Below are 22,190 nucleotides of genomic sequence, written 5' to 3' on the forward strand. Positions count from 1 at the left end.
AAGAAGACTCTTTTTATTTTGGTTTTTTATAACATTATGAATATATTGAAATTATTTTAATTAAATTACAGTGCGCATAAATGTGGACTAGAAAATGAGCCGTTTTCAGGCTGGTCTTGCTGTACTTTTTATGGTTAAAGTAAAGGAGAGGATAAAAAAGGAGAAAATATGGTTATATCTAATATCAAGTATGTAACGTTAGGATGTTTAGTCTCATCTAGCGTATTGGCAGCACCTGTATTTTCGGACTTTAGTGATAAAATAGACATACCAAGTGTCAAACCGGTCACTGTTGAAAATCAAACACAAAGGCAATTCAGCAATTATCTCAGCGATATAAAAGTTCAGAAGCATGAGACTTCTATTGGCGCAATGTATTCAGCGCTGACGCCAGATGAGCAAATCAAATATAAATATCAAAAAGGCATTTTACGAGAGGCAGTCAAGTTTGAGTCGTTTCATGAGTACACTTACAAAGTGAAAGTGTCAGTTAACAGGGTTGAGCAGCAAACACATTATATATTTTGGGAATAGGTGACTGCTCGGTAAAAAAGCGATTTGCTGTTAAGGCCAGTTAAGCAGCAAACCGCACAAAGGTTAGATTAGTAAAATTTAGTCACATCCTTTTTGAATAGGTGTAGTCCAAACTCTCACGACAAAATCATTGTAGTCATTGTCGTTTTGATCTTCCCAGTATTGCTTGTCACCATATACCGCGTAATTTGTGGTTAAATGGTTACTATTGCCGTTGATTGCTAGAACATAGTTATAGCTACTGCCAACAAGCACATCGTAACTACCAGAACCGCCATACTCATCTAGTAGTTTGACATAACTACCGTTTACTCTAATACCCCAGTCATTATTATTGACTGCGCTTTCCCTAACAAATTGATAATTGATACGGGTGTATTCGTCTGGAATACACTGTGGGTCATTTTCAAGTACGGTACCAGGTAATGACGCTGATCCTGTCACATTCTGATCAGCGGTTGCTTGAAGAGTGAATGTCTCGTCGCCTTCATAATCTTGGTCGTCTGTCGTGTCAATCACTATGCTGGCAACGGTATCACCGTTTGGAATCGTTATGCTAGTTTGGCTCAAGGCCAAGTCCGCCGCGCTGGTCGTGCCATGCGTAATACTTAAATCAATAGAGACGTCTTGATAGTAATCATTACTTAAAGTGACTTGATATTCTAGTTGTGCTCCTTCAAAAGCAGAGTCTTTAACAGCTTCCAGTGTAAAAGTAGGGATCGGGTCGGTTTCACACGTTGGTGTGGTATAACATGCAACTTCATTGTGCGTGTTCGTGGCTAGATCGTTTAGTCTCACAGGTACAGTCGCCAGAAGGCAAGTATTACCTGACTGTGGATTCATTTTATAAAGCTTGGAGCGATTCACATGACCATAGTCATTGATCAGTGTTCGACTAACCACGACCTCTCCCGCTTGGTTTAATGTGGCTCCGGTTGCGGCAGTTAATGAGTGATTTGCAAGCTTGGTGACTTCGTATGTAGTTCTATCAATTTGATACACAGAACGACTGGTAATTAGATAGAGGTTACCGTCTTGAATGACTAAGTCTCCCCTAAACTTGCCCTTCAATGAACCCAAGACACCTAATTCAGTGGCCGCACCAGTATTCTTATTAATTTGATATAGCTTCTTAAAGTCAGTACCAAGTAGGGCGTTACTGTCAGGATCAAAGACCATACTCAAAACTTGTGTGGTTCTGTCAACCACGGTGTGTGAGTTGGTATTAAAGTCATAATAAGCAAGACGTAGATACTTAAAACGCTGCCCTTCAATAGGTAAGTGCGCCTTTTGTTCTTCAGTGAGGTCTGTTAAGCCACTGATGTCTACTTTGTATTCAATGGGTCTTGGTGCCGAAATGTAATACATGCGCTTATCTTCACTGTCATAAGCTAACGCGGAGGCGCTAAATTCGGCAAGGGTTTGTGCATATGCACTATTATTCTGCTCATTTAAGCCAAATAAAATCCCCACATCGCCACGACCAGCATTGATGCCGAATAATTCGCCGTGACAAGTATTTGCAAAGCCAAGGGTGGGCAATGACGCAGTTGCGAGGGTTAAAATGGTTAGTGATGTTTTTAGCATGGTAACAAACTCTGTTCAGTTTATCCTAAGCAAGCTAACACAACACAAAGTAATCACACATCTACATCCTCTGTAAGATGTGCATTCTTATTCCTTCGAGACAGACGCATCCATTATTATCTTTGCAATCTCATTATATCATCCTCTCTTATGAACAAAATTGCAACAATAAAATACAACTAATGGATTAAAAAAAAGCGAGTTTTAGCTGTTTTTCTTTGATTCCAAGTAGTTAGGCAGTAGTTCATCAACAATTAATTTTGCAGGGAGTGTATAGCGAACACCTTGGAACATGACAGAAGTGTGTTCATCGATGCCTGTAATACCAGTTAAGGTCCAACCTTCGCCTTTTTCTGGACACAGAACTTTCGTAGTCGGGGGGATCACCTTAAATTCGTCACTTTTTTCCGTCATATTTTTATCTTCACTGGACTTTCAAATAAGATGGGGTAGTTTATACCAAAATAATAAAAAATCGACCCATAAACCAGATGGAACTACGAACAAAAAGGCTGATATTACGCCTCGTTTCTTATAGAGACTGTAACGCGCTGCATAATATTTTAAATAACCCAAAAGTGAGTCACTATAACGACTATGGTACTGACTTATCTTTGCAAGATATCAAGGCCATGATCCAAGGTGATTTAGAGCTTTTTTATCAGGGGGTTGGAGCTCGTTTTGCACTATTAAAGGAGGGGGTTGTCATTGGCTCCATTGGTTTGTTTGACTATCAAGAGTCAACATCAGAAATTTCAATTGGTTATGAACTCGCACCTGAGCATTGGGGTAATGGGTATATGCGCGAAGCGGCTAGCTGTCTAGTTGATTCATTGACAAACGTACTACCCAAAGCGCTTATTGAGCAAATTAATGCCAATGTTGATAAAGAAAATAAAAGAAGTATTAATTTATTAAAGCATTTGGGCTTTGAGCAAAAGCATAAGCAATACCGCTTACACCTTTGCCAAAATCAATCACAGATGCGTGCCTTATAGGCCTTTTTTGCTAAATAGTGTTACGCGATCAGAAACCAGTGTCACAGTAATGTTCTTTGATTCATTTCCCCAAACACAGTTAGTATGCAACGTTTTTTCTTCGCATGAATCTGCTGAACCTAGGACTTTTTCAAGTTCTGCTTTCTCCATACCAACAGATATTTTTTCGTAGTTTTCGATACTGACTTTTGAGCAAGCGGTAAGTGAAAGTAAAGCGGCAATGACTAAAAGTTTTTTCATGCTATTGATCCTGTTAGTGCTTATATTTTCTTATCTGGAAAATAATACCCATTTTAGGGTGATCTAAATAATGTATATCGCCACTATAAACACGAGTGAACTGTGACATTCTAGCTGACTCCAGCTCACCAGTATCCGACATATAGCGATAGTCAAAGTTACTCGTCACATATAAGTAGTGGCGAATATGAATTTTCATCGTGCCATCTAGCTCCCACAATGTGTCACCGCCAGATGTTAGGTTGGGCTTTGGCTCGGTGCTGAGTAAGCTGATAAAGTTATCGTTACTCGACTCATTATAGATGTAGCTGGCAGGCTCAGCGTACTTTTTACCGCCATAAACAACAACGTTGGGAGCGCGTTTTTTGCTTTGATCAGGGAAACGCCAACCAGTATGTAAAATTGCTGTATGCCCTTTACGTTCAAGCTTTTTGCGTATTGACTCAAACTTAAGTTGCTCAGGTGCCAACAAATACATAGACTGCATATGTTCAAGGGGCTCACTGACAGGCACAATAGGTAAAATGTCATAGCGCTCTACATAGTTAATGTCGTCATCGCAATACCAAGAGCTTTGGGCTCTAGTAAACTTTTCAGTGACACTGCGTGGGTCATAGTTTGGGTCGCCTGATAAGCAAGATTGATGACCAACATTATTGTAACCCTGCGTGAGTAAATCTAATCGCTTCTCAGTAGGTAACGGTGGTGTTTCAATTGAAAAGTCTTCCTTAATGGTTGACGCATCTTTTTGAGAAAAAGCGATTAACTCAACTTCAAACCAGCGCACGGCAAAAGCAGGCATGGCCGATGTGCTCAATGCTGCTAATAGTCCCCATTTAACGATTGATTGCTTCATGCAACAGCCTTTTTCTGAAAGTCATCCATCATGGCGTTAATGAGCTTCAAACGCTCTTGGCCATTTTTTTCTTCTATATTAAAGCGTAGTTTACTCGCGCCTTCCATACGATATATGGCAGGATTGCTTTGTATCAAGCCGATGATGAACGTTGGGTTAACACCGGTGTTATTACTAAATTCAAAATAGCCACCTTTAGGATTCGCTTCAATCTTCTGTATTCCGATTTGTTGTGCTTTACATTTCAATAGCTGTATTTCGAAAATATTTTTAGCAGCATCTGGTAATAAGCCAAAGCGGTCTATTAGCTCAACCTTTAACTCGTCCAGCTCATTTTCAGAAGACAGAGTAGCAATGCGCTTGTACATGCTCAGGCGAGTATTCACATCATGGATGTAATCATCAGGCAGTAGAGCTGGTAGTTTCAAGTCAACTTCGCTTTGTTGCTGTAATAAGTTCTCAAGCGTTGGCTCTTTGCCATCTTTGAGCGCTTGAACAGCTTGCTCTAGCATTTCCATGTACAAGGTAAATCCAACCGTTTGGATTTGACCGCTTTGGTCGTCACCTAGCAGCTCACCCGCACCACGGATCTCTAAATCATGCGTTGCAAGTGCAAAACCAGCGCCTAAGTCTTCAAGAGATTCGATCGCTTGTAGTCGTTTTACCGCATCTTTGGTCAAGCTTTGGCTATTTCGAGTTAATAAATATGCATATGCTTGGTGATGGCTACGACCAACTCGGCCACGAAGCTGGTGTAGCTGTGCTAAGCCAAGTTTGTCAGCGCGGTCCATAATGATGGTATTCGCGGTTGGAATATCTATACCTGTTTCTATGATGGTGGTACATACCAATACGTTGTGCTTTTGATGGTAAAAGTCACTCATCAAATGCTCGAGCTCGCGTTCGCGCATTTGACCATGTGCAACAGCGATATTGGCTTCTGGTACAAGCGCTGAGATATCCGCTGCGGTTTTTTCGATGGTCTCAACGTTGTTGTGCAGGAAGTAAACCTGACCACCTCGTTTGATCTCACGTAAGATGGCTTCACGGATAAGTTCGTCATTGCGCTCACGTACAAAAGTTTTAACTGCCAGTCTCTTTGCAGGTGGCGTTGCTATGATAGATAAATCACGCATACCACTCATCGCCATATTAAGCGTTCTTGGAATTGGCGTTGCTGTCAGCGTTAAAATGTCTACGTCTGCGCGTAGCTTTTTAATCTTTTCTTTTTGACGCACACCAAAGCGGTGTTCCTCATCGACAATCAATAAGCCTAAGTCTTTAAACTTTATGTTTTCTTGAATGAGCTTATGGGTGCCAATGACAATATCAATTTTGCCATCTTCTAAGGCATTTAATGTTTCTTTTTGTTCTTTTGTGCTGTTAAAGCGAGAAAGTACGCCGACTTCGATAGGTAGATCGGCAAAGCGGTCTTTGAAGTTTTCAAAGTGTTGTTGTGCAAGTAGTGTTGTTGGTACTAGAACAGCAACTTGTTTATTGTCGTTTATGGCAACAAATGCAGCGCGCATGGCGACTTCTGTTTTACCAAAGCCCACGTCACCACATACGAGCCTGTCCATTGCTTGATTAGTTTGCATGTCACCAATGACGGCCTCGATGGCGTTGCGCTGATCGTCTGTTTCTTCAAATGGGAAACTATTGCTGAAATCTCTATATGCGCCACCATCAAGTTTAAATTGATGGCCTGGTTTGCTTTGACGCTTAGCATAAATATCTAATAGTTCAGCTGCAACATCTCGCACTTTTTCAGCGGCTTTGCGTTTGGCTTTCTCCCAAACATCTGAACCTAATTTATGGAGTGGGGCAGAAGCTTCTTCACCGCCAGAATAACGACTCAGCATATGTAAAGATGACACCGGCACATAAAGTTTGGCATCACCAGAGTAGATAATGGTCACAAACTCAGTGGCAACCCCCGCAGCATCAATGGTTTGCAAACCAAGGTAGCGACCAACACCGTGGTCTAAATGTACAATTGGCTGGCCTTCTTTTAGCTCTGCTAGATTACGAATCAGGGCATCTTGTCCTTGCTCGTATTTGTGCTTACGACGTCTGCGTTGGGATACTTTAATCCCCAGTAACTCTTGCTCAGTGATAAGTGATAAAGGTTTCGCGCCATTAAGAAAAACAGATGCTTCAAGCGGACTGACTACTAAACCAACATCTGTACGACCTTTAATGAATGCTTCAAAGGACTCGAATTCTTTTAGTTTCAAGCCTGTTGGCTTTAAAAGCGTTAATAATGATTCACGACGACCATCTGACTCAACACTGAAAAGTACTTTACCTTTTTGTTGTTTTTGTTCAGTGATGTAACTCACAATGGATGAATACGGATCTGCTTGCTTGTGGTCAATACGCACATCATCAATAAGGGCAGAATTAACGTTTGTATGGCCCGCTTTTGTCCCAAGTGATGCTTGGCTTAATCGAATTCTCGGGTAATGTGAAAACGCCTCAAAAAGAGACTCGACATTAAGGTAAAGTTCTTTTGGTTCAAGCAATGGTCTTAATGGATCAACTCTACGGTTTTCGTATCGCTTGCTGACATCTGACCAAAAGTCACCAGCGGCGTGCTCGATATCGCCTAGATGCATGAAAACAGCATCTTTTGGTAAATAATCAAAAATGGTCGCCAGCTTGTCATAAAATAACGGTAAGTAGTATTCGATACCTGCTGGCCAATTACCACGTGTTACCTGCATGTAGATGGAGTCTTGTTCAGAGCTTGCTCCAAAGGTTTCGCGGTATTGAATACGAAAGCGCTCAATGTCACTGTCGTTGGTTGGAAACTCGTGTGCAGGCAATAAGTCAATTGACTTTATGGTCTCGCTTGAACGCTGTGTTTCAATGTCAAAAAGACGAATACTATCTAGCTCATCATCAAAAAAGTCTAATCGGTAAGGGTGCTGACTTCCCATTGGATAAAGGTCAATGATAGATCCGCGCACAGCGAATTCACCATGTTCCATCACCTGCTGTACGTTACGATAGCCTGCTTGAGTAAGGGTTTCTTTGAGACCTTGCGCATCTAACGTGTCGCCCACTTTAAACTGCAGCGCATTGCCATAGATAAATTCAGGCGGCGCGGTTCTGAGCATTAATGTTGCAACGGGGATGAGTAGCACCCCCTGTTGCTTTGTGCGTAGCGCATTGAGGCTGGCTAAACGCTGAGAAATAATATCTTGGTGCGGCGAAAAATGGTCATAGGGGAGGGTTTCCCAATCCGGAAAAACCATGACGCTGTCTTCACCAAGTAAATAACCGAGCTCAGTTTCTAAGCGAAGTGCACTGGGGGTGTCTGGCGTGACTAACACGACAAGGGATTGATTCTTTTTTACGCCCTCGCTGATAGTAATTGCCAAGCTACTACCGAGTAATTGACCCCAATGGATCTTATCCTTTGCTGATTTTACCCAAGGTAGCTCATTCCACTGCACTAATGCCATTCTTAACTCCTAACTACTTAATCTCTGTATATTTTACATAGGTCTTGATAATGATCTATACGTCTATCACGTAAATACGGCCAAATACGGCGAACTGACTCACTGCGGTCTTGATCAATATCGACGACAAGTACTTCTTCTTGATCTTCAGTACCATGAACAAGCAGTTCACCCTGAGGACCGGCGACAAAAGAATTGCCCCAGAACAAGATACCCTCGCTTTGCGCACTTGGATCAGATTCGTGGCCAACTCGGTTCACACTAATAACAGGCACGCCATTAGAAACAGCATGTGCGCGCTGTGCAATCATCCATGCATCACGTTGACGAATTTGTTCATCTTTATCATCACGCGGGTCCCAGCCAATCGCCGTTGGGTAGATAAGCAACTCAGCACCTGCCATGGCCATTAATCTTGCGCCCTCAGGGAACCATTGATCCCAACAAACTAAAACGCCTAGTTTGCCTACAGATGTTTGGATTGGCTCAAAACCTAAATCACCCGGGGTAAAGTAAAATTTTTCATAGAAGCCCGGATCGTCAGGGATATGCATCTTACGATACTTTCCAGCAATGGTGCCATCCGACTCAATGACGACTGCGGTATTGTGATATAAGCCCGTTGCTCGCTTTTCAAAAAGTGAGGCGACAATAACAACGTTGAGTTCTTTCGCAAGTGCACAAAATGCATCCGTACTTGGACCCGGTATGGTTTCAGCTAAGTCGAATAAATCCGTGTCTTCAGTTTGACAGAAATATAGGCTACGGTGAAGCTCTTGTAATACAACTAATTTTGCACCTTGTGCTGCTGCATTTTTAATGCCTGAAATGGACTTTTCGAAGTTACTTTCTAGGTTGTCGCTATTAGCGTGTTGGATTAACGCGACTTTCAAATTATTGTTGCTCATTTGGGTTCCTACTTAAAAAGCCTTGAGGTAGTTGCATTGTGATACAGTGCAAGCTGCCAAATTGATGAATAATTGGCAGGCAGTCAATGCCAATAATGGTTCTTTCAGGATGTGCCTTTTGCAATTGAGTCAGTGCGAGTGCGTCTTTTTCATCCCCATAAATAGGGAGCAATACAGTATCGTTAATGATCAGATAATTCGCATAAGTTGCAGGTAAACGTTCATTCTCATCATTGTATTTAGCACTTGGCCACGGCAAAGGTATTAAGTTATATGGTTCACCTGAAAGAGTGACAAACTCTTTAAGTTGAGACTCCATCGCATTGAGTGCCTGATAGTGTTCGTCTTGTTCATCGTCACATTGCACATACACAAGGGTATTATTTGGTGCAAATCTGACTAGCGTATCGATGTGGCTGTCCGTGTCGTCACCAGCAAGGTAGCCATGGTCAACCCACAAAAACGAAGTTGCGCCTAGCTCTTTAGTGAGCTCAGCTTCAACTTGCTGCTTGTTCAGGTGTGGGTTGCGATTTGGATTCAGTAAGCACTCTGATGTGGTTAACAAAACTTTGTGCTCGTTAATCTCGACACCGCCACCTTCTAACACCAAGTTGACTTGTTGAACTTGGTTATGCTCGTCTGCAATTTGCTGACACATAGCGGCATTGATCTGGGTATCTAAATCGCTTTGGTATTTGTTTCCCCAGCCGTTAAAGATGAAGTCTTTAATACTGAGTTCACCGCATGTATTCGCTGTTGTCAGCGGACCATGATCACGTGCCCAAGTATCGTTGCAAGGCGCATCAACAAATACGACTTGTTGCATATCTACGCTGGCATCAATCAGTAGGGTGGTAATATGATTTTTAAGCGCTTCGTCGTGGGCAACGATAACCACTTTTTGAACTTGTGATATTTGCTGACATAGGGCGATATAAACAGGCTCAACTTGCTCAAGAATATCAGCCCAGTCAGTATTTTTGTGCGGCCATGTGACCATCACCGCATCTTGCGGTGACCATTCAGGTAATAACGTAAAACTCATGACGATAATAGATTCTTAATTACTAGGGGCTAAGTGTATCACTGCATGGCGCTGTGTCAGCTATTTTGATCACTTTCGGTGTCTGATTGACGCTTTTTTAATTGCCTTGTTTGTGCATGTAAGCTGGCTCGAACTAGTAGCTCTTGATCTGTGTCTCTAATTTGAGTGAAAGCTAGGGTATATTGAAGTGCATCATCATCTTGTTTTGAAATCTCAATCACTTGGCTATAGCAAAAAATGGCACTGGCTTCATATTGCAAAAAAACTTTGGTTCTAAAGTTTTGTCCTATTTGAAATTGCTCATTGGTCGTGACCTTGATCCCACCACCGCCATAACTGTCGCAATAGCTGGTTTCATCTTCAGGCTGTTCATTGGCAAGAATGTGGCTCATGATGAGGTCAATTTTTCTCGATTGAGCTTGTAGGTAAGCAGCTAAGTCTGATGCAACATCGCCTAAATTTCTTAAAGGTCTGAGTGCATTCAAATCTAGCTCATTAATTTCATTAGCTAGCCTGAATAAGGGGGGAATTGCAGCTTCAAGCTGAGCTTGGTTTTTAGGCACCATGTTTTCATCAACAGGGAATAAGTTGATTTGGTTTGCTTCGTCTATCTGAAAATATTGGTCAAAGTTTTCTTTTAAGTTCGTTTGCATTTATGTATGCCGATATTAATGTGGCTAGAGTAGCTATACCTTTATTCTCGCCACTCTAGCCATTTAAATCAAGATGTTAACTAATTTATACTTTAAATTGCTCTAACATGTCCTCTTGTTTTGCGATTTTATCAACTTGTGACTTCATGGTGTGATCCACCACTTTCGCTTCATCGACAACGGTATTTGACAAGTTTCGTATCTCAGATGCATTGTGATCGACTGCTTCTACCACTGTTTTTTGCTCTTCCAACATGCTGGCAATATTTACATTTAGCTCAACAATGTTGTTAATTGACTCGCGAATGGCATGGAGGGCATCTTTTGTTTCTTCCGCTTTGACAACGGTCTTTTCAACAATAGTTTGACTTTGCTTCATAACCCCTACAGCATTTTCAGCGCCAGATTGAAGTTGGTCGATCATCGACTTAATTTCTGTGGTGGCCTCTTGTGTGCGCTGGGCTAAGGTTCTCACTTCATCTGCCACCACAGCAAAGCCTCTGCCAGACTCACCGGCTCTGGCAGCCTCGATTGCAGCGTTAAGAGCGAGTAGGTTTGTTTGCTCTGCAATACCATTAATGACAGACAGGATCTGCTCAATCCCAGACGAAGATACTTCTAGTTCATTGACAACTTCTACAGCGCGTTCAATTTGTGATGAAAGCTCACTGATGGAGCTAGTGGATTGCACGACTATGCTCTCACCATCTTTTGCCAAACCGTCTGTAGTCTTAATTGCGTCAGCAGCAAGTTGTGCTGTACTTGCAACCTGTTGCTCCGTATTGGACATATTGGCAGTCGAGTTGACTAGCTCATTGAGTGCCTCAAGTTGTCTTTGTATGGCTTGTGTTGCGTGATTAGCACCGGCAGATGTTTGCTTAGCATCATCGAGTACTTCGTGTCCTAAAGTTTGAATGTCGGCAATGATGTTTTGCAGTCGAGAGGTAAATAAGTTGAAGTTTTCTGCTAAATCAGAAAACTCAGGTTCACTCGAAGCCTGCAACCGAACTGTAAGGTCTGCGTTACCCCTGGCGATATTAGACATCGCAGCGTTAATCGCTTCAAGTGGTTTTAATAAGATATTAATGACGTAAGATAAGGCTAAGAAGCTGGCAATAACTGCGATGATAGAGACGACTGTTGCGTTGTAGGTGAGCGTTTCCATAGCAGAAAATACTTTTTCTTTTTCAAGGGCGACACCGACGTACCAATCATATCCTTCAACTGCTTTAAACATAATAAGATAGGTGACCCCGTCAATTTCAATTTCCTGTGATGATTCCTTGACAACTGTGTTACCTAAGAAGTTACGTGCAGGTTGGCCATTTAGCGATACATCTGGATGAGAAATTGTGCTGCCGTTGGAGCTCACCATAAATGAAAAACCAGCATCAAATAAGTTAAATGAATTAATCATGTTGCCTAATTTCGCAAGGCTGACATCATAAAAGATGGCGCCGTGAAATTGGCTGCCTTTAAATACCGGTGCACCAATTGACACAACAATCTCGCCACTGACGGCATCCGCATATGGATCTGTCACGACCAAGTTTTTTGCTGCTTTTGCATCCTTATACCAAGGGCGAACTCTTGGGTCCCATGTCGAACCAGGGTTCCAGTTTGGGTCGCTTGCCACATATTTACCTGAACTTTCTTCACCGTAGCCGATGAGTAAAAACTCAGAGGTTAGCTTGGGCTGAGAAATCATAGGGCGTGCCTTTTCAAGGCCATCGACCTGAGCGACTAGCCCAGTAGTAAGCGCTGCAAGGTTCATAGCGCCCTGCATTTGAGCTGTGACAGTATTACTGATCCCTTGGATCACTTCTTCCATACTGTGAGTGACTTGTTCTTCTAAGTTTTCTTTAAGCAGGAAGTATTGCTTGACCGACAGTAAGAATAAGGCAAGCACTAAAACACTCGCAGAAACGGCGACTACTTTATATTTAAACTTCACTGAACGTCTCCCAGATGTGAGCTTATTATTAAAGGTAAATCATAAGCGAATAGTTGCAATGATTTACGGTAGTTTAATGGTTTTATTTACAATTTAGCATCAAAACTTCAAAATAAAGTACGTTATGTTGACTCTAAAGCACTATATAGCTCATCCAGTTCTTCTTCAGACATATTTACGAAATCTAATACTTCATCACTAATCGTCTGCCATTCATGATCGTTTTCGATGGTGGCGGTATTTTTGAATAGAAAATTACCGTGACGAGCGAGCTTTAAAACCGAAAGAAGCTCCAAAGCAATGCCGTCTAGCTCGCCTGAGCGGAATATGCCATTGGCATCATGTTGGTAATAGATGACGTTGATCATGGGTTTTGGCAACTTCCATTGCTGCGCAAGCAGTGCGCCTATGGTGGCGTGGCTAGTATTGTATTTACCAAATTCAAACTCAGTTGCTTTGCTCCAACCATCGGTTTTCGCAACGTCTATCACCTCGGTGTAATCATCAAAGTGTACGCACAATAAAGGGATCCCAACGGTATGGAATAACCCAAGCATGTAGGCATGGTTTGATAAACCGGGTTTGTTTAACTTCAAACACAGCGTTGAGCAAAGCTGCGCAATATCGCTTTGATCTTGCCAAAAGTTTTCCAAAGCTGGTGGCGTTTCGACAGTCGCTTTAACAGCAACCGCTTTAACAAGCGGTATTAAACGCTTCAGGCCGAGGATCATGATGGCTTGTTCAAGTGATTCAATTTCTTTACTACGGCGAAAGGCTGCTGAGTTAACGACTTGTAGTATTGCCGCGCTGATGGCAACGTCACTTTGTAAAATTTGGGTGATTTTATTGATGTTTGGTTCAGGGGATTTTGTTTCTTGTGAAAATTGAACAAGTGCTTCGGGTCTTGGCGGGATGGATATAGCCCTAAGGATCTGTTTTTCTTGTTGGGTTAAAGATATGGCCATAACTTCTCGCTCACTGCATTATCTTACATTGATAAGAATAGCCAAAAATTGTAAAAACGAGAAAAATAGAAAGGGTATGGGAAGGAACAGTTGATTTAAAATCAAAAAGGCCCGCGAAAAGCAGGCCTTTTAAATATTCAATGCTGTTTGCGATTATGCGTTTTCAACAGCTGAACGTGGCTCAACAAACTCCATATTGAAACCTTCAGCAACTTCTTTACAAGTTACTTGGCCCTTAAGAACGTTAAGACCGTTTAAGAAGTGCTCATCAGAAAGAAGTGCTTCTTTATAGCCTAGGTTCGCAAGCTTGATGATATATGGCAGAGTTGCGTTGTTAAGTGCAAACGTAGAAGTACGAGGAACCGCACCTGGCATGTTAGCAACACAGTAGTGAACAACGTCGTCAACGATGTAAGTTGGTTCTGCGTGTGTAGTCGCTTTAGAAGTCGCGATACAACCACCTTGGTCGATTGCAACGTCAACGATAGCAGCACCAGGCTTCATCGCTTTGATGTGTGCTTCAGTTACTAGCTTAGGAGCAGCAGCACCTGGGATTAGTACACCACCGATAACAAGGTCAGCTTCAACAACGTGCTTCTCTAGTGCATCAACTGTTGAGTAGATAACTTTTGCTTGGCTACCGAACTGAGCGTTAAGGCTACGTAGTACGTCGATGTTACGGTCAAGGATAGTAACATCAGCACCCATACCAACAGCCATTTGCGCTGCGTTACGGCCAACCATACCACCACCGATAACAACTACTTTAGCCGGCTCAACACCAGGTACGCCACCTAGTAGCATGCCGCGACCAAGGTTTGATTTTTCAAGCGCCTGAGCACCTGCTTGAATAGACATACGGCCAGCAACTTCTGACATTGGCGCTAGAAGTGGAAGACCACCACGTGAGTCAGTTACAGTTTCGTATGCAATACAAATTGCGCCGCTCTTAATTAGATCTTCAGTTTGTGGAAGATCTGGTGCTAGGTGAAGGTAAGTGAAAAGAATTTGGTCTTCACGTAACATTGCACGCTCAACAGCTTGTGGTTCTTTTACCTTAACAATCATTTCAGCTTTAGCGAAAACGTCTGCAGCTGTAGGTAAAATTTCAGCACCCGCTTGGATATAATCTTCGTCAGTGAAACCAATGCCGATACCTGCATTTGTTTCAACAATAACCTGGTGGCCGTGGTTAATTAGTTCACGAACACTTGCTGGAACCATACCAACACGGTACTCGTGGTTTTTAATCTCTTTAGGTACACCAATAATCATAATAAATCGCCTCAAATAAGAACGGATAACATTTTCGACTATTATAATTATGCATGGCTAGTGTGTCCTACCTTTTTTGTGGTAAATTAAAGGTGAATTGACTTTAAATTTCGTAAAAATAGGATAAAACACTTTTCATGCATACTCAGCTAGATAGAACTGATAGAAAAATTTTAGTCGAATTACAAAAAGACGGAAGAATTTCTAATGTTGAATTAGCCAAACGAATTGGATTAAGTGCAACACCCTGTCTGGAAAGGGTAAAAAAACTAGAGCGAGAAGGGTTCATTAAAGGATATAAAGCAGTAGTTGACCCGGTTAAGCTTGGCCAGGGGTTACTGGTATTCGTTGAAGTGACCATAAATAAAAACTCGCCAGATGTTTTTGAGCGTTTCAATGAGGCGGTAAAACAACATGATGAAATCATTGAATGTCACCTAGTATCTGGGAATTTCGACTTTTTACTAAAAACCCGTGTTACGGACATGTCAGAGTATCGAGGTGTGCTGGGTGAAATCTTGCTTAAATTACCAAATATTAATGAAAGTCGTACTTATGTTGTTATGGAAGAGGTAAAAGGGGAGGAGGGAGAGATTATAAAACCTTGTGCACCTTAAAGAATTTCTTGATATGGTGTAACCTATAATAGAAGTTTACAACAAAAGATAAATACAGGTTGAATGTAATGCGCTTAAATGGTGTTCAGCGCCTACTAGAAACGGGACTTATTGTTAGCACAGCTGCTGCAATTTTTACGCTTTGCGCCTTAGTTTCATTTGATCCAGCCGATCCGGCGTGGACACAAGCGGGTGAGTTTGTACAAGTCAATAATATCACAGGTGCAGCAGGCGCTTGGGTAGCTGACATTTTATTATTGAGTTTTGGTTGGCTTGCCTTTTGGGTACCAGCTGCAATGCAGCTTTTTGGTTATGTGTTATTTAAAAAGCCTCACAAAATTTTTCAGCTCGACTACACAACGCTTGGTTTAAGGATTATTGGCGCAACGCTCTTAATCGCGTCTTCAAGTGCCATTAGTAGTATCAATTTTGATGATATATACACCTTTTCTTCAGGCGGAGTAGTGGGAGATGTTGTGGCGGGTGCGATGATGCCAGCATTCAACTTCACAGGCACCTCAATTCTACTTTTGTGTTTCTTCTTTGCGGGTGTCACCTTACTAACTGGAGTTTCTTGGGTTGAAGCGGTTGATTATTTAGGTGAAAAAGTCGTTCAGTTTGTGAAGTTTTTATTTAGAAAAGCGACCACAAGAACACCTAAATCCGAGCCAACCTCTGCACAAGTCATTGCTGCTGAAACTGAGCAACCAGCTGAAGTAGAACAAACGGGAAGCATCGATGCCAGAGAGCAAATTGAAGAAAGTGAGCGCGCTCAAAAGGAGCCTGAGGTAGTTGTAGAAGAGGCTAAAGAATCTGATGAAGAACAAACTGAAAAACCGCTAAAATTAAAAGATAAATTGTTTTCAGTTGTTGGTCGTAAAGACAACAACGAGCCGGTGTCTCCTAAAAATGTTGAGCCTGTATTTGAGCAAAAGCAGGAGTTTAACGATGCGGTTTCTGCAGATGTGTTTGATGAGCTTGATCATATTCTTGAGCAAGAAATTAATTTTTCTGCTATCGACGATGAGTCACTTGATACGGTTGCTGCCCTGAATGCGTTGGATGATGCCGCAGTAAAAGAAGAGCCCGTGACTAAAGTAGTATCGCCAGCAAGACCAATTAAAAAGCCAACGCCAAGCTCCGAGCAGAAGCCAGCTTACCAACCACCACCTTCTGCAAAAGAGCAGTTTGAGGCTTTGTTAGAAGCGCAGCCACCTAAAGACCCGCTACCATCTCTTGATTTACTAGATAGACCAGACAAAGCAGAGAACCCAATTACTAAAGAAGAATTAGACTCTGTGTCACGCCTTGTTGAAGCCAAATTATTGGACTTTAACATTCAAGCCGCAGTTGTAGGCGTTTACCCGGGCCCTGTTGTTACGCGTTTTGAGCTCGACCTTGCACCTGGTATTAAAGTGGCCAAAATTACCGGTCTTGCAAAAGATTTGGCCCGTTCACTGTCAGCTGTAAGTGTACGAGTTGTTGAAGTTATCCCCGGTAAAACCTATGTTGGACTGGAATTACCGAATAAAAACCGAGAAATAGTCAGGCTTTCAGAGGTCATTAACGCCCCTAAATTTGAGCAAAACCCTTCACCATTAACCATGGTTTTAGGTAAAGACATTGCAGGCGAACCAGTTGTGGCTGACCTTGCAAAAATGCCACATTTATTGGTAGCTGGTACAACCGGTTCCGGTAAGTCAGTTGGCGTTAATGTTATGATATTAAGCTTACTGTATAAGTCACCGCCTGAAGACGTTCGTATGATCATGATAGACCCTAAAATGTTAGAGCTATCAGTGTATGAAGGTATTCCACACTTGCTGTGTGAAGTTGTGACAGATATGAAAGAAGCTGCCAATGCACTTAGATGGTGCGTAGGGGAAATGGAACGTCGCTATAAGTTAATGTCTGCATTAGGTGTTAGAAACTTAAAAGGCTACAACCAGAAAGTCACAGCAGCTAAAGAAGCAGGGCATCCTATTTTAGATCCGTTATTTAAAGATACGGACGGTATGGCTGATGGGCCAGAGGAGCTAGATAAGCTGCCAAGTATTGTGGTCGTCATCGATGAATTTGCAGACATGATGATGATCGTTGGTAAAAAAGTTGAAGAGCTCATTGCCCGTATCGCTCAAAAAGCACGTGCAGCGGGGATACACCTTGTATTGGCAACACAAAGACCGTCAGTTGATGTTATCACAGGTCTGATTAAGGCAAATATACCGACGCGAATGGCGTTCCAAGTTTCTAGTAAAATTGACTCGCGCACCATACTAGATCAACAAGGTGCAGAGAACTTATTAGGTATGGGTGACATGCTTTACTTACCACCTGGCACGAGTGTTCCGAGCCGTGTTCATGGTGCGTTTGTAGATGACCATGAAGTACATGCTGTTGTGAATGATTGGAAAGCGCGTGGTAAGCCAAACTACATCGAAGATATTTTATGTGGTGAGGCAACGGAAGAAATTTTATTACCTGGCGAGCAGCCTGAAGGTGCTGATGAAGAGTCTGATCCGCTCTACGATGAAGCCGTTGGCTTTGTTATTGAAACTGGTAAGGTATCGGTTTCAAGTGTGCAACGAAAATTAAGAGTTGGATATAACCGAGCAGCACGTTTGGTTGAACAGATGGAAATGTCAGGTGTTGTAAGTGCGCCAGGCCATAATGGCGCACGAGAAGTATTAGTACCGAAAGGTGGAGCAAATTAAAATGAAGTTTAAAACAATAGCCTTAGTACTAGGTTTAAGTTGTGGCTTTATGCCACTAAGCTTTGCTGGCGATGCGGAGTCTCTAAAGGCAAAGCTAAAATCGTTAAATACATTTAAAGCGAATTTCACGCAACAAGTGAAGGATGAAGAAGGCACATTATTACAAGATGGAACGGGGAATATTGCGCTAAAATATCCTTCAAAAATTCGTTGGCAACAGTTAGAGCCGGATGAAACGCTATTAGTGTCCGATGGTGATAAGACTTTTTATTTCGATAGCTTTGCTGAACAAGTAACTGTTATGAATACAGCTGGCTTAATTGATACTACCCCCTTTGTTTTACTGACAACACAGGATAAGTCTCAGTGGGCAAAATATGATGTCACAAAAACCACGGTTGGTTATCGTGTATCGCCAAAGCCTGATGTTGAATCTCAAGTGGAGCAATTAGATATTGTGTTCCAAAGCGCTGGGCTTGCCATTGATTCGTTAAGTATCAAAGATGCTTCAGGCCAGATCTCGACATTTAAATTTGCAGATGCTAAAACAAATTTAGAAATAGACGATAAATCTTTTACCTTTAAAATTCCGCATGGAGTGGTCATAGACGACCAGACATCAGGTGAGTAATTTCGGTTTTGATTTTGCCCCAGATGTTAGACCTTTGGCCGCTAGAATGCGGCCAAAGTCGTTACAGGGCTATATTGGGCAAACACATATTATTGAAAAAGGCTCTGTGCTTTATCGTGCCATTGAACAAGGTCGATGCCATAGTCTGATTTTATGGGGCCCGCCGGGAGTGGGAAAAACCACATTAGCTGAGATCATTGCAAATCATGCAGATGCTGAGCTTGAAAAACTATCTGCTGTGACAGCAGGCGTGAAGGAAATTCGTGAAGCTGTGTTAGAAGCAAAAAGTCGACTGTCTCAATCAGGCAGACGAACTTTACTTTTTGTCGACGAGGTCCATCGCTTTAATAAGTCTCAGCAAGATGCCTTTTTACCTCACATAGAAGATGGCACGTTTGTTTTCATTGGTGCGACAACGGAAAACCCGTCGTTTGCATTGAATAATGCTGTGTTGTCTCGTGCCCGCGTGTATACACTAAAGCCTTTATCGCAAGATGAATTACTGTTTACGCTACAAAATGCCATTGAGCATGATGAGCAATTGAGCCAACTTGCTATCCATATTGAACAAGAAGCCTTGGTTGCAATCGCACAAGCGGCTGATGGTGATGCAAGAAAAGCATTGAACCTGTTAGAGCAATCGGTTGATCTTGGCCATCGTACTGGCAGCGACATAAAAATTGACAGTGATGTTCTTTCGCAAATTTTACCAACTCACTTAGCCAAGTATGATAAAGGCGGTGATATTTATTATGATTTGATTTCTGCGTTTCATAAATCGGTTCGTGGTAGTAATCCTGACGCAGCACTTTATTGGTATTGTCGTATTTTAGCAGGCGGCGGCGATCCGCTTTATGTAGCAAGACGTTTGCTTGCCATTGCCAGTGAGGATATAGGAAATGCAGATCCAAGAGCGCTTCAGGTCGCACTGAATGCATGGGATATTTTTCACAGAGTCGGACCTGCAGAAGGCGAAAGAGCGATTGCACAAGCGACCATATATATGGCCAGTGCCGCCAAGAGCAATGCTGTTTATACCGCATTTAAGCAGGCGAAAAGGGATGCTGAGACAGACGGCGATTTACCTGTACCGGAACATCTACGTAACGCGCCAACAAAGCTGATGAAGGAAATGGGGTTTGGGGCAGAATACCGCTATGCACATGATGAACCTGGTGCCTACGCCGCAGGGGAAAACTACTTTCCAGAATCTGTATCAGACAGACAATACTACTACCCAACTGAACGTGGGTTAGAAAAGCAAATTAAAGAAAAACTCAATTACTTAAAAAGCCTCGATAATTCGAGTGCTCAACAAAGGTATACTCAAAAACCGGGTAAAACGTAAATGGAAGTGCTCAAAACTTATCTAATGATTGCTGTTGGTGGCGCATTTGGTGCCTGCTTACGGTTTTTTATTAGTGATATTGTGTTAAAACTCATGGGTAAGGGATTCCCTTTTGGGACATTGACCGTTAATATTCTTGGTTCATTGTTGATGGGCATTCTTTACGGATTAATCGAAAAGCAAATAATCGCGGTATCTCCTGCCAAGGCGTTGATAGGGGTTGGCTTTTTAGGTGCTTTGACGACATTTTCAACATTTTCCATGGACAGCCTTTTGTTGTTACAACAAGGCCAGTTTGTGAAGATGGCACTGAATATAGCGTTGAATGTCGTCGTATGTATATTTATGGCCTGGATAGGTCTTTGCTTAGTCATGCAAAAAGGTTAAAAGAACAAACATGTTAGATCCAAAGTATTTAAGACAGGACATCGAAGAAGCTGCTGCGCGCTTAAAAAAACGTGGCTTCGAGTTAGATGTTGAGGCAGTTAATGCGTTAGAAGAACAACGCAAGACGTTACAAACAAAAACACAAGAACTACAAAGCGAGCGTAACAGCCGCTCTAAAGCGATTGGTCAAGCTAAAGCAAAGGGTGAAGATGTTCAACCATTGTTAGATGCAGTTGCAAACCTTGGTGATCAGCTATCAGCAGCAAAAGCTGAGCAAGATAAAATATTAGCTGAGCTACAAGACTTAGCGTCAACATTGCCAAACTTACCTGCTGAGGATGTGCCAGCAGGCGCGGATGAAGATGACAACGTTGAAGTTTCTAAGTGGGGCGAGCCTAAGCAGTTTGATTTTGAAGTAAAAGATCACGTTGATTTAGGTGAAGCATTAGGTAAAGGCCTAGACTTTGAAACGGGTGTTAAATTAAGTGGTTCTCGCTTTACTGTTATGCGTGGCGGCGTTGCACGTATGCACCGTGCACTTGTTCAATTTATGCTTGATACGCACACTGACAAAAACGGCTACACTGAAATGTATGTGCCTTACCTTGTGAACAAAGCAAGCTTATATGGCACTGGCCAGTTACCTAAATTTGCTGCGGATTTGTTTCACACTGAAGTACTCGAAGAAGATCAAGATGGCTACAGCTTAATTCCAACAGCTGAAGTACCACTAACAAACTGTGCTCGCGATGAAATTTTCGACGAGAAAGAGCTGCCTATCAAGATGACAGCACATACACCTTGTTTCCGTAGTGAAGCGGGTAGCTATGGTCGTGATACGCGTGGTCTAATCCGTCAGCATCAGTTTGACAAAGTAGAATTAGTTCAGCTAGTCAAGCCAGAAGATTCAATGGCTGCACTTGAAGAGCTTACGGGCAGCGCTGAGGGTATTCTTCAAGCACTAGAGCTTCCTTACAGAAAAGTGGTTTTATGTACGGGCGACATGGGCTTTGGTGCGGCGAAAACATACGATCTAGAAGTATGGCTTCCTGCGCAAAATACATATCGTGAGATTTCATCTTGCTCTAACATGCAAGACTTCCAAGCTCGTCGTATGCAGGCTCGTTTCCGTCGAGCAGGTGAAAAGAAACCAGAATTACTTCATACATTGAATGGTTCTGGCCTTGCGGTAGGTCGTACACTAGTTGCAATATTAGAAAATTATCAACAAGAAGATGGCTCGATTATCGTACCAGAGGTACTTAAGCCATACATGGGTGGTTTAGAGATCCTTAAGTGATCAACCCAAGTGATTGATATCAGGCCGCTATCTTGCGGCCTTTTTTATGACAAAATAATGAATGTTTTTTTACGTCTAAACTGGTTATTTCTATTCTTATTTGTGATTTTTTTGGATTGAAAAGCTTTTTGTGTGAGATTTTGTGTATATATGTTGCAAATAAAAAATTCACAAAAAGTTCTTATCTACTCTTTGTTGCATGTCCTTTCAAACTATGATTAATTAGAACTTGAGGTTTGGCCATTCCTTCTGAATAAGTCTTGCACGCTTTTGAAAAAAGCGAGCTGGAGTCTTATTGTTACCATTATTGCAAAATTTATATTTGATTCTATCCAAGATAGTTAGGCAGGTAATGCACGCTCAAAAATCGCAGTAAATATTTTTCATATCAAAGAGGTTGTATGTGCTTTTGCATAACACGCGAAAAGAGTTTGCAAATTACAGTTGCGTTAACTATTTATTAAATGTGGATGTCGATAAGACGAAGCAATCAAAAATTTGAAGGTGAGGAATTTACCTATGAAGAGACAGAAAAGAGACCGTTTAGAAAGAGCACACTCACAGGGATTTAAAGCAGGTTTAGCAGGGCGGTCTAAAGATTTATGTCCATATCAACAAATTGAGCACAGATCAGAATGGTTAGGTGGCTGGCGAGAGGCCATAGACAATCGCAACATGTTTAAAACATAAAACAGAGCCAACAGAAAC

20 protein-coding genes are annotated in these 22,190 nt (G+C 42.1%); 9 read left to right on the plus strand and 11 right to left on the minus strand.

Features of this window, described 5'->3' with window-relative positions; all coding sequences use genetic code 11:
* Positions 1-168: 168 nt before the first annotated feature.
* On the plus strand, positions 169-534 hold the full coding sequence (locus N477_RS17415; protein ID WP_063360102.1) for a hypothetical protein: 366 nt from the start codon (positions 169-171) through the stop codon (positions 532-534).
* 78 nt (positions 535-612) lie between these two features.
* Here the strand turns inward: N477_RS17415 and N477_RS17420 are convergent, their stop codons facing one another.
* Together N477_RS17420 and N477_RS17425 are read right to left on the minus strand one after the other, a co-directional pair.
* The gene (locus N477_RS17420) at positions 613-2,121 is read right to left on the minus strand and encodes a hypothetical protein (RefSeq protein WP_063360101.1); all 1,509 of its coding nucleotides are present in this window, start codon (positions 2,119-2,121) and stop codon (positions 613-615) included.
* A gap of 204 nt (positions 2,122-2,325) precedes the next feature.
* Entirely contained in the window at positions 2,326-2,535 is a 210-nt protein-coding gene (locus tag N477_RS17425) for a hypothetical protein (RefSeq protein WP_063360100.1), read from the minus strand.
* 77 nt (positions 2,536-2,612) lie between these two features.
* On the opposite strand from N477_RS17425, the gene N477_RS17430 reads away from it, so the two are divergent.
* A complete protein-coding gene (locus N477_RS17430; RefSeq protein WP_063360099.1) occupies positions 2,613-3,119 on the plus strand; it encodes a GNAT family N-acetyltransferase in 507 nt (168 codons plus the stop codon).
* On the opposite strand, the gene N477_RS17435 is transcribed toward N477_RS17430, so the two are convergent.
* The 9 genes from N477_RS17435 to ald all read right to left on the minus strand — a co-directional run bounded on the left by N477_RS17435 (position 3,114) and on the right by ald (position 14,485).
* On the minus strand, positions 3,114-3,359 hold the full coding sequence (locus N477_RS17435) for a hypothetical protein (RefSeq protein ID WP_063360098.1): 246 nt from the start codon (positions 3,357-3,359) through the stop codon (positions 3,114-3,116). The genes N477_RS17430 and N477_RS17435 overlap by 6 nt on opposite strands.
* Before the next feature lie 13 nt (positions 3,360-3,372).
* Entirely contained in the window at positions 3,373-4,215 is an 843-nt protein-coding gene (locus N477_RS17440; RefSeq protein ID WP_063360097.1) for a CsiV family protein, read from the minus strand.
* Positions 4,212-7,685, minus strand: a complete 3,474-nt coding sequence (gene mfd, locus N477_RS17445) for a transcription-repair coupling factor (protein ID WP_063360096.1) — start codon at positions 7,683-7,685, stop codon at positions 4,212-4,214. Before mfd ends, N477_RS17440 begins: the two co-directional genes overlap by 4 nt.
* A 17-nt stretch (positions 7,686-7,702) precedes the next feature.
* Positions 7,703-8,593, minus strand: a complete 891-nt coding sequence (locus N477_RS17450; RefSeq protein ID WP_046355559.1) for a carbon-nitrogen hydrolase — start codon at positions 8,591-8,593, stop codon at positions 7,703-7,705.
* On the minus strand, positions 8,580-9,638 hold the full coding sequence (locus N477_RS17455; protein ID WP_063360095.1) for an agmatine deiminase family protein: 1,059 nt from the start codon (positions 9,636-9,638) through the stop codon (positions 8,580-8,582). The genes N477_RS17450 and N477_RS17455 overlap by 14 nt, the downstream gene beginning before the upstream one ends.
* 56 nt (positions 9,639-9,694) lie before the next feature.
* Positions 9,695-10,291, minus strand: coding sequence for a PilZ domain-containing protein (locus tag N477_RS17460; protein WP_063360094.1), 597 nt, complete (start codon positions 10,289-10,291; stop codon positions 9,695-9,697).
* An 85-nt stretch (positions 10,292-10,376) separates the two neighbouring features.
* Positions 10,377-12,245, minus strand: a complete 1,869-nt coding sequence (locus tag N477_RS17465; protein ID WP_063360093.1) for a methyl-accepting chemotaxis protein — start codon at positions 12,243-12,245, stop codon at positions 10,377-10,379.
* A 122-nt stretch (positions 12,246-12,367) separates the two neighbouring features.
* The gene (locus tag N477_RS17470; protein ID WP_063360092.1) at positions 12,368-13,210 is read right to left on the minus strand and encodes an HDOD domain-containing protein; all 843 of its coding nucleotides are present in this window, start codon (positions 13,208-13,210) and stop codon (positions 12,368-12,370) included.
* Positions 13,211-13,363: 153 nt separating this feature from the next.
* On the minus strand, positions 13,364-14,485 hold the full coding sequence (gene ald, locus N477_RS17475; protein WP_039609996.1) for an alanine dehydrogenase: 1,122 nt from the start codon (positions 14,483-14,485) through the stop codon (positions 13,364-13,366).
* 137 nt (positions 14,486-14,622) lie between these two features.
* Here ald and lrp point away from each other — a divergent pair, with 137 nt between their 5' ends.
* The 7 genes from lrp to rmf all read left to right on the plus strand — a co-directional run bounded on the left by lrp (position 14,623) and on the right by rmf (position 22,172).
* Positions 14,623-15,102 (plus strand): leucine-responsive transcriptional regulator Lrp, encoded by a 480-nt coding sequence (lrp, locus tag N477_RS17480; protein WP_039609997.1) that lies wholly within the window; start codon positions 14,623-14,625, stop codon positions 15,100-15,102.
* A gap of 68 nt (positions 15,103-15,170) precedes the next feature.
* The gene (locus tag N477_RS17485; RefSeq protein WP_063360091.1) at positions 15,171-17,816 is read left to right on the plus strand and encodes a DNA translocase FtsK; all 2,646 of its coding nucleotides are present in this window, start codon (positions 15,171-15,173) and stop codon (positions 17,814-17,816) included.
* Between the two features lies 1 nt (position 17,817).
* Positions 17,818-18,447 carry an outer membrane lipoprotein chaperone LolA gene (gene lolA / locus N477_RS17490; protein ID WP_063360090.1) on the plus strand — a complete coding sequence of 210 codons (630 nt, stop codon included), beginning with the start codon at positions 17,818-17,820 and terminating at the stop codon, positions 18,445-18,447.
* Complete coding sequence (locus tag N477_RS17495) at positions 18,440-19,795, plus strand: replication-associated recombination protein A (RefSeq protein WP_063360089.1); 1,356 nt, start codon at positions 18,440-18,442, stop codon at positions 19,793-19,795. Before lolA ends, N477_RS17495 begins: the two co-directional genes overlap by 8 nt.
* A 6-nt stretch (positions 19,796-19,801) precedes the next feature.
* Positions 19,802-20,182 (plus strand): fluoride efflux transporter CrcB, encoded by a 381-nt coding sequence (crcB, locus tag N477_RS17500; protein WP_063360119.1) that lies wholly within the window; start codon positions 19,802-19,804, stop codon positions 20,180-20,182.
* A 10-nt stretch (positions 20,183-20,192) separates the two neighbouring features.
* On the plus strand, positions 20,193-21,482 hold the full coding sequence (gene serS / locus N477_RS17505) for a serine--tRNA ligase (RefSeq protein ID WP_063360088.1): 1,290 nt from the start codon (positions 20,193-20,195) through the stop codon (positions 21,480-21,482).
* A 519-nt stretch (positions 21,483-22,001) separates the two neighbouring features.
* Entirely contained in the window at positions 22,002-22,172 is a 171-nt protein-coding gene (gene rmf / locus N477_RS17510) for a ribosome modulation factor (protein WP_023398857.1), read from the plus strand.
* Positions 22,173-22,190 lie beyond the last annotated feature (18 nt).

Source organism: Pseudoalteromonas luteoviolacea H33-S, from assembly GCF_001625695.1.
In the GTDB taxonomy this organism is placed as follows: Bacteria; Pseudomonadota; Gammaproteobacteria; order Enterobacterales; family Alteromonadaceae; genus Pseudoalteromonas; species Pseudoalteromonas luteoviolacea_B.